The 13907-nt window shown below is 63.2% G+C and carries 15 protein-coding genes; 8 read left to right on the forward strand and 7 right to left on the reverse strand.

What is annotated here, in order from left to right; genetic code table 11:
- Positions 1-22: 22 nt before the first annotated feature.
- Both serA and AC1D2L_RS14150 read right to left on the reverse strand, forming a co-directional pair.
- Positions 23-1612, reverse strand: coding sequence for a phosphoglycerate dehydrogenase (gene serA / locus AC1D2L_RS14145; protein ID WP_476846502.1), 1590 nt, complete (start codon positions 1610-1612; stop codon positions 23-25).
- A gap of 222 nt (positions 1613-1834) precedes the next feature.
- Positions 1835-3010 (reverse strand): phosphoserine transaminase, encoded by a 1176-nt coding sequence (locus AC1D2L_RS14150; protein ID WP_476846589.1) that lies wholly within the window; start codon positions 3008-3010, stop codon positions 1835-1837.
- A 249-nt stretch (positions 3011-3259) separates the two neighbouring features.
- Here AC1D2L_RS14150 and AC1D2L_RS14155 point away from each other — a divergent pair, with 249 nt between their 5' ends.
- Positions 3260-4759 (forward strand): cobaltochelatase CobT-related protein, encoded by a 1500-nt coding sequence (locus AC1D2L_RS14155; RefSeq protein ID WP_476846503.1) that lies wholly within the window; start codon positions 3260-3262, stop codon positions 4757-4759.
- A gap of 747 nt (positions 4760-5506) precedes the next feature.
- Here the strand turns inward: AC1D2L_RS14155 and AC1D2L_RS14160 are convergent.
- On the reverse strand, positions 5507-5740 hold the full coding sequence (locus tag AC1D2L_RS14160) for a hypothetical protein (RefSeq protein WP_476846504.1): 234 nt from the start codon (positions 5738-5740) through the stop codon (positions 5507-5509).
- Positions 5741-6033: 293 nt separating this feature from the next.
- Here AC1D2L_RS14160 and AC1D2L_RS14165 point away from each other — a divergent pair, with 293 nt between their 5' ends.
- The 5 genes from AC1D2L_RS14165 (at position 6034) to AC1D2L_RS14185 (ending at position 9768) form a co-directional block, all read left to right on the forward strand.
- Positions 6034-6300 (forward strand): hypothetical protein, encoded by a 267-nt coding sequence (locus AC1D2L_RS14165; RefSeq protein WP_476846505.1) that lies wholly within the window; start codon positions 6034-6036, stop codon positions 6298-6300.
- Between the two features lie 162 nt (positions 6301-6462).
- Positions 6463-7251, forward strand: coding sequence for an ABC transporter permease (locus AC1D2L_RS14170; protein ID WP_476846506.1), 789 nt, complete (start codon positions 6463-6465; stop codon positions 7249-7251).
- Positions 7252-7258: 7 nt separating this feature from the next.
- Positions 7259-8020 carry an ABC transporter ATP-binding protein gene (locus AC1D2L_RS14175; protein ID WP_476846507.1) on the forward strand — a complete coding sequence of 254 codons (762 nt, stop codon included), beginning with the start codon at positions 7259-7261 and terminating at the stop codon, positions 8018-8020.
- A gap of 80 nt (positions 8021-8100) precedes the next feature.
- Positions 8101-8658, forward strand: a complete 558-nt coding sequence (locus tag AC1D2L_RS14180; protein ID WP_476846508.1) for a LemA family protein — start codon at positions 8101-8103, stop codon at positions 8656-8658.
- Between the two features lie 30 nt (positions 8659-8688).
- Complete coding sequence (locus AC1D2L_RS14185) at positions 8689-9768, forward strand: M48 family metallopeptidase (RefSeq protein WP_476846509.1); 1080 nt, start codon at positions 8689-8691, stop codon at positions 9766-9768.
- A 2-nt stretch (positions 9769-9770) separates the two neighbouring features.
- On the opposite strand, the gene AC1D2L_RS14190 is transcribed toward AC1D2L_RS14185, so the two are convergent.
- Positions 9771-10379: a DsbA family protein gene (locus AC1D2L_RS14190; RefSeq protein ID WP_476846510.1), complete on the reverse strand. Its 609-nt coding sequence runs from the start codon at positions 10377-10379 to the stop codon at positions 9771-9773.
- 245 nt (positions 10380-10624) lie between these two features.
- Here AC1D2L_RS14190 and AC1D2L_RS14195 point away from each other — a divergent pair, with 245 nt between their 5' ends.
- On the forward strand, positions 10625-11857 hold the full coding sequence (locus AC1D2L_RS14195) for an argininosuccinate synthase (RefSeq protein WP_476846511.1): 1233 nt from the start codon (positions 10625-10627) through the stop codon (positions 11855-11857).
- A 164-nt stretch (positions 11858-12021) separates the two neighbouring features.
- Positions 12022-12387, forward strand: a complete 366-nt coding sequence (locus AC1D2L_RS14200) for a hypothetical protein (RefSeq protein ID WP_476846512.1) — start codon at positions 12022-12024, stop codon at positions 12385-12387.
- 13 nt (positions 12388-12400) lie between these two features.
- On the opposite strand, the gene AC1D2L_RS14205 is transcribed toward AC1D2L_RS14200, so the two are convergent.
- The 3 genes from AC1D2L_RS14205 to AC1D2L_RS14215 form a co-directional block, all read right to left on the reverse strand.
- A complete protein-coding gene (locus tag AC1D2L_RS14205; RefSeq protein WP_476846513.1) occupies positions 12401-12646 on the reverse strand; it encodes a DUF2188 domain-containing protein in 246 nt (81 codons plus the stop codon).
- A 52-nt stretch (positions 12647-12698) separates the two neighbouring features.
- Positions 12699-13532 (reverse strand): enoyl-ACP reductase FabI, encoded by an 834-nt coding sequence (gene fabI / locus AC1D2L_RS14210; protein ID WP_476846514.1) that lies wholly within the window; start codon positions 13530-13532, stop codon positions 12699-12701.
- A gap of 98 nt (positions 13533-13630) precedes the next feature.
- Positions 13631-13903, reverse strand: coding sequence for a DUF3303 domain-containing protein (locus tag AC1D2L_RS14215; protein ID WP_476846515.1), 273 nt, complete (start codon positions 13901-13903; stop codon positions 13631-13633).
- Positions 13904-13907 lie beyond the last annotated feature (4 nt).

Here is a 13907-nt window from a genome sequence, read left to right on the forward strand (position 1 = left end):
GTCGAAGAGCCGCGCTGCGACGTCAGAACTGCAGGCGGCGGGCCCGCTTCACCATCGGGATCTCGTGGATCTTTGCCAGCAATTCATCCGAGATCGCCTCGTCGACGGCGACGTAGCAGATCGCGTCTCCGCCCGGCTTGTCGCGGCCGAGCGAGAACGTCGCGACATTGACGCCGGCCGAGCCCAGCAGCGAGCCGAACTGGCCGATGAAGCCCGGCTTGTCGGCGTTGCGGACATAGAGCATGTGCGGCGCGAATTCCGCGTCGACCTGGATGTCGCGGATCTCGACAATGCGCGGCTTGCCGTCCTGGAACACCGTGCCGGAAGCGTGGCGCGTCATGTCCTGCGCCTCGACGAAGATGCGGATCACGCTCTCGAGGTTTCCGGCGACCTCGCGGGTCAGCTCCTCGACCACAATGCCCTTCTCCTTGGCGATCATGGCGGCGTTGACCATGTTGATCTCGGGCAGGAAGGGCCGCAGCACGCCGGTGATGGCGGCAGCCGAGATCGCCTTCAGGTTGAGATGCGCGACGGCGCCCTCATACTCTATCCGGATGCCCTTGACCGAAGCCTCGGTCAGCTGGCCCAGGAACGAGCCGAGCTTTTCGCCCAGCGCCACGAAGGGCTTGATCCGCGGGGCTTCCTCGGCCGAGATCGAGGGGAAGTTTACCGCGTTGGTGATCGCGCCCTTCAGCAGATAATCCGACATCTGCTCGGCGACCTGCAGCGCGACATTCTCCTGCGCCTCGTTGGTCGAGGCGCCCAGATGCGGCGTGCAGACCACGTTCTCCAGCCCGAAGAGCGGGTTGTTCTCGGCCGGCTCGGCCGAGAACACGTCGAAGGCGGCGCCGGCGACATGGCCCGACTTGATGAGGTCGGCCAGCGCCTGCTCGTCGACAAGCCCGCCGCGGGCGCAGTTGATGATGCGCACGCCCTTCTTGGTCTTGGCGAGGTTCTCCGCCGAGAGGATGTTCTTGGTCTTCTCGGTCATCGGCACGTGCAGCGTGATGAAGTCGGCGCGCTTCAGCAACTCGTCGAGCTCGACCTTCTCGACGCCGAGCTGCACGGCGCGCTCAGTCGAGAGATAGGGGTCATAGGCGACGACACGCATCTTCAGGCCCACAGCCCGCTCGGCGACGATCGCGCCGATATTGCCGCAGCCGATCAGCCCCAGCGTCTTGGCGGTGATCTCGACGCCCATGAAGCGCGTCTTCTCCCACTTGCCGGCCTGGGTCGAGACATCCGCCGCAGGGATCTGGCGGGCGAGCGCGAACATCATCGCGATGGCGTGCTCAGCGGTGGTGATCGAATTGCCGAAGGGCGTGTTCATCACGATGATGCCGCGGGCGGTGGCGGCCGGGATCTCGACATTGTCGACGCCGATGCCGGCGCGGCCGATGACCTTCAGCTTGGTCGCGGCCTCCAGCAGCTTTGCGGTCGCCTTGGTGGCGGAGCGGATGGCAAGGCCGTCATAGTCGCCGATGATGGCGGCGAGCTTCTCCTTGTCCTTGCCGAGGCTGGGATCGAAGGTCACGTCGATGCCGCGATCTTTGAAGATCTGGACGGCGGCGGGGGAGAGGGCGTCGGAAATCAGGACTTTTGGGGCTGTCATGAAAGCGCTCCGGCAGCGCGGCGCTCGATGGCGCTTCGCCTGCGTGAAGGGAGGTCGAGGACCTTTCCGTCATTGCGAGCGAAGCGAAGCAATCCAGGAGCGGCAGTGCGCTACGTCCTCCTGGATTGCTTCGTCGCTTCGCGTCTCGCAATGACGGTTCAGGTTCGGGGTGAAGGTTCCGGGCGCGCCTGCAGCGCGCCGCAGAATGACAGGGCTTTCGCCTCAGGCCGCCTTCTTGCCCAGCGCCGCCTTGGCCTCGGCAAACGCATAGGCGATCCAGGGCGTCAGCGCCTTGAGGTCGCGCGCCTGCACGGTCGCGCCGCACCAGATGCGCAGGCCGGGAGGGGCGTCGCGGTAATGGCCGAGGTCATAGCCCGCGCCGGCCTTCTCGATGATCGCCACGACCTGCTTGGCAAACGCCGCCTGGGCATCCGCCGGCAGCGACGTCACGGCCGGGTCGGTGAATTTGAGGCACACCGAGGTGTTGGAGCGCGTCTTCGGCTTCACCGCCAAAAAGTCGATCCAGTCGTTCTCTTTCACGAATTTCGCCAGCACGCGGAAATTCGCATCGGCGCGCTTCACCAGCCCGTCGAGACCGCCGACCTTCTGAGACCATTGCAGCGCGTCGATATAGTCCTCGACCGCCAGCATCGACGGCGTGTTGATGGTCTCGCCGACAAAGATGCCCTCGATCAGTTTTCCGCCCGAGGTCATGCGGAAGATTTTTGGCAGCGGCCAGGCCGGCTTGTAGGTCGTCAGGCGCTCCACCGCGCGCGGCGACAGGATGATCATGCCATGCGCGGCCTCGCCGCCCAGCACCTTCTGCCAGGAGAAGGTCGTGACATCGAGTTTTTGCCAGTCGAGGCGCTGCGCGAAGGCGGCCGAGGTCGCGTCGCAGATCGTCAGACCCTCGCGGTCCCCGGCGATCCAGCTGGCATCCGGCACGCGCACGCCCGACGTCGTGCCGTTCCAGGTGAAGACGACGTCGCGGTTTTTGCTGTCGACCTTCTTCAGGTTCGGCAGTTCGCCATAGGGCGCGTTGATGGCGCGCACGTCTTCGAGCTTCAGCTGCTTGACGACGTCGGTGACCCAGCCCTCGCCAAAGCTCTCCCAGGAGACCATGTCGACGCCGCGGGCGCCGAGCAGCGACCACATCGCCATTTCCATGGCGCCGGTGTCGGAGGCCGGCACGATGCCGATGCGGTAATCGGCCGGCACCTGCAGGATTTCGCGCGTCAGGTCGATCGCGAGCTTGAGCTTGTCCTTGCCGATTTTTGCGCGGTGCGAGCGACCAAGCGGGGCGTCAGCCAGGCCCTTGAGTGACCAGCCGGGGCGCTTTGCGCAGGGGCCAGACGAGAAATTGGGCACGCGCGGGCGCGCTGCCGGAATCGTATTCACCATCGATGTCTCCATCCTTACAGATGGGCGCGCCGCGTTGGGGCGGCGTGTCCCGTCGATGGGGGTAGAGCCGGAGGGTGGGGGGAGTCAAGGTGGAGTGCGCCCCCATCGCAGGGTCGGATATCGACTGCGGCTCGCCTCACATTGCAATGTAAAGAAAATATGAGCTAGCCTCACGTATGGGTGTGTCCGCCATAGAAGTGCGGTCGGATTCTCGAAATATGGTCAAAGCCACCAGAGATTCAGTAAATGGAAATAGACGCACCAATCGCTTTCCTGAGTTATGTTCGGTCGGACGACGAACATGATCGCGGACGTATTACCGCCTTCCGTGAGAGATTGGAAGGTGAGGTTCGAATGCATACAGGCAAGGCATTTAAGATATTTCAAGATAAGAATGATATTAAATGGGGGCAGAAATGGAAAGAGAGGCTTGAAGGTACGTTGTTGAGTGTTACATTTCTTATACCGATTATCACTCCATCTTATTTTAATAGTAAATCTTGCCGTGAAGAATTTGATAGATTTCTTCTGAGAGAGAAGCAGCTCGGTGATGACCGTTTAATACTTCCAATTTATTATCTTCATTCAGATGTTATATCGGATTCTATCGAGGTGGGAGACGATGCCATTGCGAAGGTGGTGGCATCCCGAAATTGGGCGGACTGGCGCTCTCTGCGGTTTCTGCCAATCACTGATGCTGACGTCGGGCGCTCGATCGCGGCGATGGCAGAGAGCATCAAGCGCGCCATGAAGGAGATCGAGGCGGTAATAGAAGCCTCAAAACTTGTCCCTCCGCCGCCACCGCCGCCGCCGCCAGAATCTGGGAAGCGTAACGAGGATTTCTTGCCGTTTGTGCCAGCTCTTAGATACGGCGCTGCGAAAACTTTTCTGCGAACCAAAGATTTAGACCTAGAGAGGTATTACGCGTATACTAAAATCTACGATGAAGAGATTCATGCTGAAGATCTGTCTTCCAAGGATGAGCTGACGAAGCTTAGTCGGTATGTCAAGAGTGTTGTATCTAGAGTTTCGACGCGAGATGGGGGTGTAATATCTGAATTTGCCCAATACCTCAGTAAGTGTGACGGGCTATCTGATTTTTCCGTATCTATATTAGTTGATAATTCGGGCAGTATGCGCGGAGAAAAGATTATTAATTCTGCATGTTGGGCTTACATTGTTTCTGAGATGCTTGATAAATTTGAAATCTCTGTCGAAGTTCTTGGTTATACCACAAAGGCGTGGAAAGGTGGGTTTTCCCGAGTGCGGTGGCAGCAGGACGGTTCGCCTCAGCTTCCGGGGCGCCTGAATGACATTAGGCACATAATATATAAGGATTTTTCGAAGCGATTTTCTGATGCAAGTAGAAATTTCAGTCTGATGACTAGGGATGGTATCCTTAAAGAGAACATTGACGGTGAAGCGCTGCTTTGGGCTTGCGAACGAATTAATAACTTTGGCAAGAAATACAAATTGATCTTGGTAATTAGCGACGGCGCTCCTGTCGATGATTCGACTATGGTGGCCAATCGCCAGAAGATTCTCTCTTCTCATTTGAGAGATACGTCGCGATGGATATCGGATAAATCTGGTGTCGACCTTGTGGCTATTAATCTTGAACCAGATTTTGCTATCAGCATGTACTATGATAAATATATACATTCCGGAGAATTGACTAATCTCGGACGCTCTATTACATCTGCGATCGTCGACTTTTTGCAGAGTAACCATGAGGCGAAATCTTAACGTTATCTGGTAAGCGTTATAGTCTTCCGCAGCACGGCATCGAAGAGAGGCATATGTGTCAGCATGAGAGCGGCGCTTCACCTCGTTACAGCCAATTGGGAGCCGAATCTGGTCGCTTGTCCGGAACCTATGTCCTTGGCCCGCCCGGGAGAATAGTATCGGCGTCTTATCCCCGCCTCCCACACCCACACCCATACTCGCCCCACCTCATCCCCGAGGGGCGGCCGTCCGGAGGCATGCCGTGGGTCGGGATGGGGGCGGCGCCTGCGGCCAGCCTTGCACGCTGGACTCGGGAGGCTTCGGGGCACCGCCCTGGGGGTACTACGGCCCCTGTGCGAGGAGCTCGCTGGAGGGTGAGGGCCGGAGACGATGCGATCCGGCGACGACGCGACGCCCCGCAAGGGGACACTGGCGTCGAAGCCGGGCTCATCGATCCGCCCCGCCCGATAAGCGCGGCCCGGAGTCGTCAAATCGCCGACGAGCGGAGCGCCACGCGGCGTGCGGACAGTGGCTCAATCTGTCCGCGCCGCGCCCTGGCACGAGGACGCGGATATCCCTTGCGCCGCGCGGCGCTCCGCTGCCCCTCGCTAAGAAAACCGCCGCGTGCGAACGCGGGCGGGTGTTTCGTCATGCTCGGGCTTGTCCCGAGCATCCACGTCTTCCTCCCGACACGCGTGAAGACGTGGATGGGCGCCACAAGGGCGACCATGACGGTGAAGGGAGACGGGAAGAGGCGTCGCCGTTCCCTCAATCCCCCGTCACCGTCATCTCGGCGTCGATCGCCTTCATCTGCGGGTTGGCGGCGCAGAAGCGCCTGATGCGGGCCTCGACCGCAGGCGGCCAGCCGCTGCGGGCAGCCTTGCCACCGGCCTTGAGATATTGCGCGCAGCTCATCTCGCGGTCGGAGATGCCGGCTTCGGCCGGTCCTGCCAGCATGAGGCAGGCGAGCGTCGCGAGGGCGGTGCGGGCGGGCAGGGACATGGGTAACCTGGCGTGGCGAAGCGTGAGGCGCGGCTGGTGCCCCGGCGCGGCGCATCGCGCAACCGCCTTTCGCTCGGGGCGGGTGTGCAGGAGAGGCATTGGCGCTGGGGAAGGGGTGCTCTCGTCATGCCCGGGCTTGTCCCGGGTATCCACGTCTTCCTTGCGGGGAGAAGACATGGATGGTCGCCACGAGGGCGACCATGACGGTGAAGGGGGCCGCGACGCTAAGGGGGAGGCGCAAGCGGGCTTTGGGTGGTAGGAGACCGCAACAGAGATCAGACGGAGCCGCCGCCATGGCCAGAAAAACGCCCGAACAGCTTGCCCAGGAATTCGAAGGCCGCAAGGCCAAGGGGCTGGCCAAGGGGGCTGCGGCCTATTGGCCCAACGTGCTCGGCAACGCCGTGCTGAAGCTGACCGCCAGCCAGGGCGAGATCAGCGTCGCAGGCGTGCTCGAGCTGCTGGCGAAGGATGCCGAGGCCAAGGATCTCGCGCTCAGCGTCGGCGCCAATGAGGCGATCGCGCGGCTGCGCCAGGCGATCGCCAAGGGCTCGGACGCGTAAAAGCGCCCGCAGGCCTTGGTGGCGCCATAGTGTCGGTGCTGACGGGAGCGGCTGTCGGGCAGCGATCTTGCCAAGCTCCGGCGATCATGGTTTGACCCCGGCGCCGACGTGGCGCCCATTAACGGGACTGCGGCGGCGAGCCCCGGTCAGGAGACGAATTACATGCGGTTTGTCGCAAACGGAGCAGCCGACGTCATCGGCGGCTTCGGCTCATGGCGCATGTGGTGGATGCTGTCCAAGAACGACGTGGTGCGGCGCTATCGGCGCTCGCGCGTCGGGCAGCTCTGGCTGACACTGAGCATGGCGGTGATGATCCTGGGCCTGGGCATCGTCTACGCCTCGCTCTTCAACACGCCGATGGCGTCCTACCTGCCGCATCTCGGCACCGGGCTCGTGCTCTGGGGGCTGATCTCGCAGACGATCAACGAGAGCTGCACGAGCTTCACCGAGAACGAGAACATCATCCGGCAGATCGCGCTGCCGCGCTTCACCTATCTCCTGCGCACGCTCACGCGGAACCTGATCGTCTTCGCGCATAACCTGGTGATCCTGCCGATCCTGTTCGTGGCGCTCGGCTCTCCCCTGAACTGGCACACGCTGCTGTTCGTGCCCGGCCTCCTGATGGTGCTCGCGAACCTGGCCTGGATCGGCTACCTGCTGGCGATCCTGTCGGCGCGCTTCCGCGATATCCCGCAGATCGTCGCCAGCATCGTGCAGGTCGCGTTCTTCGTCTCGCCGGTGATCTTCAAGCCCTCGCAGCTGCGGGTCGACCATCCGATCCTGATCCTGAACCCCTTCGCCAGCATGCTCGACGTGATGCGGGAGCCGCTGCTCGGCAACCTGCCGCATCTGAGCTCCTACGGCATCCTGCTGGGGCTGCTGATCGTCGGCTGGACGATCACACTCAACTTCGCGGGCCGCTATTCGCACCGCGTCGTCTACTGGCTCTGAGGTTCGCATGGCCCATATCATCCTCGACCGGACCAGCGTCGAACTCGCGGTCTATAACTCGCGCGGCCGGGCACTGAAGAGCGAAATCCTGCGCCGCACCGTCGGCGGCGGGCTGGAAAATGCGCGCGACAAGAGCACGCAGGTCATCAAGGCGCTGAACGAGGTCTCCTTCGAGGCCAGGGACGGCGACCGGATCGGCCTCGTCGGCGGCAATGGCGCAGGCAAGACGACGCTGCTGCGCGTGCTCAGCCGGGTCTATCCGCCGACCTCCGGCACGGTCTCGATCACCGGCCGCGTCTCCTCGCTGATCGACCTGTCGATGGGCATGGATAATGACGCGACCGGCTACGAGAACATCATCATGCGCGGGATCATGCTTGGGTTGGACGCCAGGCAGGCCAAGGCGATCACCGCCGATGTCGAGGAGTTCAGCGAGCTCGGCGAATTCCTGGACCTGCCGATCCGGACCTATTCGAGCGGCATGATGCTGCGGCTGGCCTTCGGCGTCAGCACGGCGGTGCATCCCGACATCCTGATCCTCGACGAGGTCATCGGTGTCGGCGATGCAGCCTTCGCAGAGCGCGCCGAGACACGCCTGCACAGCATGATTGACAAGGCGAGCATCGTCTTCCTCGCCTCCCACGACAACAGCTCGATCAAGCGCTTCTGCAACCGAACGCTCTGGATGAAGGGTGGTCGGCTGATGATGGACGGCGCCCCCGAGGAGGTGCTGGCGGCCTATCACGCCGACGGTCATCCGGCCGGCTGAGCCCCGCGCGATAGCCGCTTCCCCGATGTCGCCCTTCATGCAAGGTTGCGGCTGACGGGGCTGCGGCAGGGGAGCGCGCAATGGGCTGGGTGATCTTGGGGCTGCTGGCGCTCGTCGTCGGCTATGTCATCATGACCTATAACGGTCTGGTCGCGATGCGGCAGCGCGTCGGCCAGGCCTTCGCCGATATCGACGTGCAGCTGAAGCAGCGCCACGACCTGATCCCGAACCTGATCGAGACCGTGAAGGGCTATGCCTCGCACGAGAAGTCGACGTTCGACGCCGTGATCTCGGCACGCAACGCCGCACAGGGCGCGACCGGCGTGCAGGCGACGGCCGCGGCCGAGCAGCAATTGTCGGGGGCGGTGGGGCGCCTGCTGGCGCTGGGCGAGGCCTATCCCGACCTCAAGGCGAGCGCGAATTTCCAGCAGCTGCAGCTCGACCTCGGCAATGTCGAGGACAAGCTCGCGGCTGCGCGGCGCTTCTTCAACAACGCAGTGAGCGAGTTCAACGCGGCGATCCAGGCTTTCCCGGCGGTGCTGTTTGCGCCGCAGATGGGCTTCAAGGAGCGCGAGTTCTTCGATGTCGGTGAGGCCAAGCGGGCCGAAATCGACGTCGCGCCGAGCGTGAAGTTCTAGGCTTCCGCACCGGGCAACGGAGCCGCCACGATGACGGGGCAGGCCTTCGGGCTCTACACGCACCAGCGCAATAACCGGATCCGGTCGAATTGCCTGATCGCAGGGCTGTTCCTGCTCGTCTACCTGACGAGCTGGGGGCTGATCCTGGTCGGGCTGGGCTATGGCGGGGTGCCACGCGGGCGCAGCGTCTTCGAGGAGGCGTGGGGCCTGTTCTGGAGCCTGTGGCCCTTCATCTCGGCTGCCACGGCTGTCTGGGTCTTTATCGGCTTCAAGATCAATGTCGGGATCATCAGCGCGGTCTCCGGCGCCAAGGGCGTCACCCGTGAGGACAATCCAAAGCTCTACCGGATGCTCGAGAACCTCTGCATCTCGCGCGGGCTGACGATGCCAAAGCTCGCCATCGTCGAGAGCGAGGCGCTGAACGCCTTCGCCAGCGGCGTCAACGACAAGCAGTTCACCGTGAGCGTGACGCGCGGCCTGCTCGACCAGCTCAACGATGCGGAGGTCGAGGCGGTGCTGGCCCATGAGCTGACCCATATCCGCAACGGCGATGTTCGGCTGATGATCGTCGCCGTGGTGATCGCGGGCGTGATCTCGCTCGTCGGAGAGGTGATCTTCCGCAATCTCGGCCGTGTGAGAGTCTCCTCCTCCGACGACAGCAAGAAGGGCAGCGGCATCGCGGTCCTGATCGGCTTTGCCGTGATCGCGCTATCCTGGCTGCTGGCGGTGCTGATCCGGCTGTCGCTGTCGCGATCTCGCGAATATCTGGCGGATGCGGGGGCCGTCGAGCTGACGAAGAACCCAGACGCCATGATCTCGGCCCTGCTCAAGATCGCGGGGCGCGCCGACATCGACGATGTGCCCTCGGGCGTCATGGACATGTGCTTCGAGAACGATCCCGACGATTTCGCCGACCTGTTCTCTACGCATCCCTCAATCACCAAGCGCGTCCAGGCCTTGGTCGAAACGGCCGGCGGACGCGTGCCGGCGATGCCGCCGCACCCTCCGAAGCTCAACGAACGCCAGACGCTTCCCGATATGGTCGAGGAATCCGCCGCGCGAGGGGAACCGACGATGCGCGGACCGTGGGCCCGCCCCCCGGGCAGCTGATCTCAGCGGCCGTCGCGGGCCCAGACGAGCGCCTCTTCGAGGCGATCGTCGCCCCAGAACAATTCCCCGTCCTGCGTGACGAAGGTCGGCGCGCCGAAGATCCCGCGCGATTTGGCGAATTCGGTTTCGGCCTTGAGGCGGCCCTTCACCTCTTCGCTGCGCGACGCGGGGAAGGCCACGCCGGGGTCGGCTCCCGCCTCACGCAGCGCGGCGTTGAGGACGGCCTCCTCGGCAATGTTCTTGCCCTGGCAGAATTCGGCCCTGAAGAGCGCCTTCGAGAAGGCAGGCATCCAGCCCGCTTCGCGCCCGGCCAAGGCCAGACGCGCTGCGATCAGGGAGTTCTGGGGAAAGCTCTCGGGCCGGACGATGGTCAAGCCGTTGCGGCCGCCGCGCCTGGCGACGTCGCGCCACATATAGCGGCCCTTGCTGGGATAGAGATTGAAAGGCGAGCTGCTCCAGCCCTGCGCCGCGAAAATCGGGCCGAGCAGGAACGGGCGCCAGCGCAATTCGACACCGGCCTCTTCGGCCTTGGCCTCGATCCGCAGCGCGCTCAGGCAGGAATAAGTCGACGCGAACTCATACCAGAAGTCCAGGACAGGACGATTCGGCATTCCGCCTCCAGGTCAGTGATCCAGATTCGAGTCGCGCCCAGCCAGCTTCTGCCGGCATGCGTGCGACCGCAAGTGTGGGAGGTCGGCTCAGTCGTGCCCCGAACAGCGTCTTCAACATCGATCCATCAATGCAAGACGCGCTATCGATCATAAGGTTCCGATTGCGTCGCCCCCACGCGTGGGATAGTGCGCCATTGCGTTCAAATTCCGGCTGCCGGCCGGCTGCACCAGCAGGACATGATCAAATGACCGATAAAAGCGTGAAGAAGGTCGTACTCGCCTATTCCGGCGGGCTCGACACCTCGATCATTCTGAAGTGGCTGCAGACGACCTATCAATGCGAAGTCGTCACCTTCACAGCCGATCTCGGGCAGGGCGAGGAACTCGGCCCGGCACGCGACAAGGCGCTGTTGCTCGGCATCAAGCCCGAGAACATCTTCATCGAGGATTTGCGCGAGGAGTTCGTGCGCGACTACGTCTTCCCGATGTTCCGCGCCAATGCCGCCTATGAAGGCGTCTATCTGCTTGGCACCTCGATCGCGCGTCCGCTGATCGCCAAGAAGCTGATCGAGATCGCCGAGAAGCTCGGCGCCGACGCCGTCTCGCATGGTGCGACCGGCAAGGGCAACGACCAGGTCCGCTTCGAGCTGACAGCCTATGCGCTGAAGCCCGACGTCGTCGTGATTGCGCCCTGGCGCGAATGGGACATGCGCTCGCGCGAGCAGTTGATCGCCTTTGCCGAACAGCACCAGATCCCGATCGCCAAGGACAAGCGCGGCGAGGCCCCGTTCTCGGTCGACGCCAACCTGCTGCACGCCTCCTCGGAGGGCAAGGTGCTCGAGGATCCCGCAATCGAGGTGCCCGATTACGTCTATTCGCGCACGATCTCGCCCGAGGATGCCCCGGACAAGCCGACCGTGATCTCGATCGAGTTCGAGAAGGGCGATGCCGTCGGCATCGACGGCGAAACGCTTTCGCCGGCGACCCTGCTGGCCAAGCTCAACGATCTCGGCCGCGACAACGGCATCGGCCGGCTCGACCTGGTCGAGAACCGGTTCGTCGGCATGAAGTCGCGCGGCATGTACGAGACGCCCGGCGGCACGATCCTGCATGCGGCCCATCGCGCCATCGAGTCGATCACGCTCGATCGCGGCGCGGCCCATCTCAAGGACCAGCTCATGCCGCAATATGCGGAGCTGATCTATAATGGCTTCTGGTTCTCGCCGGAGCGCGAGATGCTGCAGGCGCTGATCGACAAGAGCCAGGAATTCGTGGCCGGCTCCGTGCGTCTCAAGCTCTACAAGGGCGGCGTGCATGTGATCGGTCGTTCGAGCCCCTATTCGCTCTACGATCAGGATCTGGTGACCTTCGAGGAAGGCGCCGTGGCCTATGACCACCGCGACGCCGCGGGTTTCATCAAGCTCAACGCGCTGCGCCTGCGCACGCTCGGCCAGCGCAAGAAGAAGCTGGGCCTGTAAGGGCGCTCAGCATTCTCCGAATGTTACGATGCTCGCCCCTCGGGGCGAGCATTTTCGTTTTCCGGCGCGGCACTGCGCGCCGCAGCGCGCTCGGGATGACCCCCTTCGGCAACCATTTCGGCAGGCTGCGCGTTCAGCACTCACCCCACACGCGAGTGCCCGCCATGATCCGCCTGTCCGCCTCCGCCCTGCTGATATCCGCCTTGATGATGGGAGGCGCGCTTGCGCAGACCGCCGGGCCCACCTCGGGCGTTCCGTCGGAGAAGCCGGCGACGACGGAGATCGCGTCCTGCAAGACAACGGCCCTGCAGGCGATTTCCGCCAAGGAGCCTGAGATCAAGGACATCTATATCGACGAGGACGGCGCCACCATCGCGACCTCGGATACCAAGGTCGAGGATACGCCGATCAAGCGCATCATCATGGGCGAGGCCTATCTGCGTACCGACCGCTCGGACAAACCCCGCCGCTTCCTCTGCCTGATCGGCGAGAAGGGCAAGGTGCTGCTGACGTTCTTCACGGCGCGCTAGGCCGCGCGCCGGGTCAGGCGCCGTCGATAACCCGCGTCGAGGGCCGGTCGCGGCCATCGGCGAGTTCCTCGTGCCACTGGCCGTCCTTGTCCTGGTAGACGATTCCGTCGGTCTGGCCGGCCAGGGTCTGGCGCGCGGCAGCACGGGTCGCAGCCTTGTGCGCGGCATCGTGCGTCGCGAAAGTCTCCGACAGGGCGTCGCCGACCTTGTAGGCCCAGCCGCCGTCATGCTGGACGACTTCGTATCTCACCGTGACCATTGCGTTCTCCTGTTGGCTTGCGGAGAGAACGGCAGGCAGGGTCGAGGGTTCCCTACTCGCCGTTTCCGGCGTCGGCGGCGCGAAGGCCGTCCAGCACCGGCATCGAGGTGATGTGGTAGCCGGCATCGACATGATGGATGTCGCCGGTGACACCGCCCGAGAGATCCGAGAGATAATAGAGCGCCGAGCCGCCGATTTCTTCAAGCGAAACCGATTTCCGCAGCGGCGAGTTGGCGCGCTGCCAGGAATACATCGCGCGCGCGTCCGAGATGCCGGCGCCGGCAAGCGTCCGCACGGGCCCGGGCGAAAGCGCGTTGACGCGGATGCCGCGCGGACCGTAGTCGCCCGCGAGATAGCGTACGCTGGCTTCAAGGGCGGCCTTGGCGACGCCCATCACGTTGTAGTTCGGCATGATCCGGGTCGAGCCGCCATAGGTCAGCGTGATCATGCTGCCGCCCTTGGGCATGCGTTCGGCTGCGCGCTTTGCCGCTTCCGTGAAGGAGAAGCAGGAGATCACCATGGTGCGCGAAAAATTCTCGCGGCTGGTGTCGGCGTACAGCCCCTTCAGTTCATTCTTGTCGGAGAAACCGATGGCGTGGACGATGAAGTCCAGCGTGTTGCGGTCGGGGTCGCCGCCCCAGGCCTCGTCGATCGCGGCAAAGGCCGCGTCGACCGTGCCGAGGTCCTCGACGTCGCAGGGCAGGACGAGCTTCGAGCCGATGCTCTCGGCCAGCGGCTTGACGCGCTTGCCCAGCGCGTCGCCCTGATAGGTGAAGGCCATCTCCGCGCCATGGGCGTGCAGGGTGCGCGCGATGCCCCAGGCGATCGAATTCTGGTTCGCGACGCCCATGACGAGGCCGCGCTTGTTGTGCATGAGGGGGAGCATGGCTGTCTCGGAGACTGATACGGGGAAATTCTAGGGCAGGATCATAGTCGGCAAAAGGCGAGGGGGCATCGTGGCCGGTCGGCTATTTCCGGCGCGGCCTACAGATGCTTCTTCACGGCGGCGGCCGTTGCCTTGGACGAGGCCAGCGGCACGATCTCGAAGCGGGCGAGATCGGCCCATTCCAGCACCCATTCCTGCAGCAGCGCGACGTCGTCGCATTGCATGATCTGGAAACAGCGGCTCAAATCCGCCGAAATCCAGCTATCGACATAGGTCAGGCCCTCGGGAGCCATGCGGCCGTGTTCATGGAAGCGCCGGTAGATATCCTTGACCCGCGCCTGATCGAAATGCTCGATCACCATGAACAGCATGCCG

The sequence above is a fragment of the Allobosea sp. P1_B10 genome (genome assembly GCF_056406735.1).

Excerpts from the sequence above, each read along its gene's own strand:
- AC1D2L_RS14180 (WP_476846508.1), top strand. The coding sequence starts at position 8,101 with ATGGGCTGGGTGATCTTGGGGCTGCTGGCGCTCGTCGTCGGCTATGTC.
- AC1D2L_RS14155 (WP_476846503.1), top strand. The coding sequence starts at position 3,260 with ATGGAAATAGACGCACCAATCGCTTTCCTGAGTTATGTTCGGTCGGAC.
- AC1D2L_RS14215 (WP_476846515.1), bottom strand. The coding sequence starts at position 13,903 with ATGCTGTTCATGGTGATCGAGCATTTCGATCAGGCGCGGGTCAAGGAT.
- AC1D2L_RS14185 (WP_476846509.1), top strand. The coding sequence starts at position 8,689 with ATGACGGGGCAGGCCTTCGGGCTCTACACGCACCAGCGCAATAACCGG.
- AC1D2L_RS14170 (WP_476846506.1), top strand. The coding sequence starts at position 6,463 with ATGCGGTTTGTCGCAAACGGAGCAGCCGACGTCATCGGCGGCTTCGGC.
- AC1D2L_RS14165 (WP_476846505.1), top strand. The coding sequence starts at position 6,034 with ATGGCCAGAAAAACGCCCGAACAGCTTGCCCAGGAATTCGAAGGCCGC.
- serA (WP_476846502.1), bottom strand. The coding sequence starts at position 1,612 with ATGACAGCCCCAAAAGTCCTGATTTCCGACGCCCTCTCCCCCGCCGCC.
- AC1D2L_RS14205 (WP_476846513.1), bottom strand. The coding sequence starts at position 12,646 with ATGGTCACGGTGAGATACGAAGTCGTCCAGCATGACGGCGGCTGGGCC.
- AC1D2L_RS14175 (WP_476846507.1), top strand. The coding sequence starts at position 7,259 with ATGGCCCATATCATCCTCGACCGGACCAGCGTCGAACTCGCGGTCTAT.
- AC1D2L_RS14160 (WP_476846504.1), bottom strand. The coding sequence starts at position 5,740 with ATGTCCCTGCCCGCCCGCACCGCCCTCGCGACGCTCGCCTGCCTCATG.
- AC1D2L_RS14190 (WP_476846510.1), bottom strand. The coding sequence starts at position 10,379 with ATGCCGAATCGTCCTGTCCTGGACTTCTGGTATGAGTTCGCGTCGACT.
- AC1D2L_RS14195 (WP_476846511.1), top strand. The coding sequence starts at position 10,625 with ATGACCGATAAAAGCGTGAAGAAGGTCGTACTCGCCTATTCCGGCGGG.
- AC1D2L_RS14200 (WP_476846512.1), top strand. The coding sequence starts at position 12,022 with ATGATCCGCCTGTCCGCCTCCGCCCTGCTGATATCCGCCTTGATGATG.
- fabI (WP_476846514.1), bottom strand. The coding sequence starts at position 13,532 with ATGCTCCCCCTCATGCACAACAAGCGCGGCCTCGTCATGGGCGTCGCG.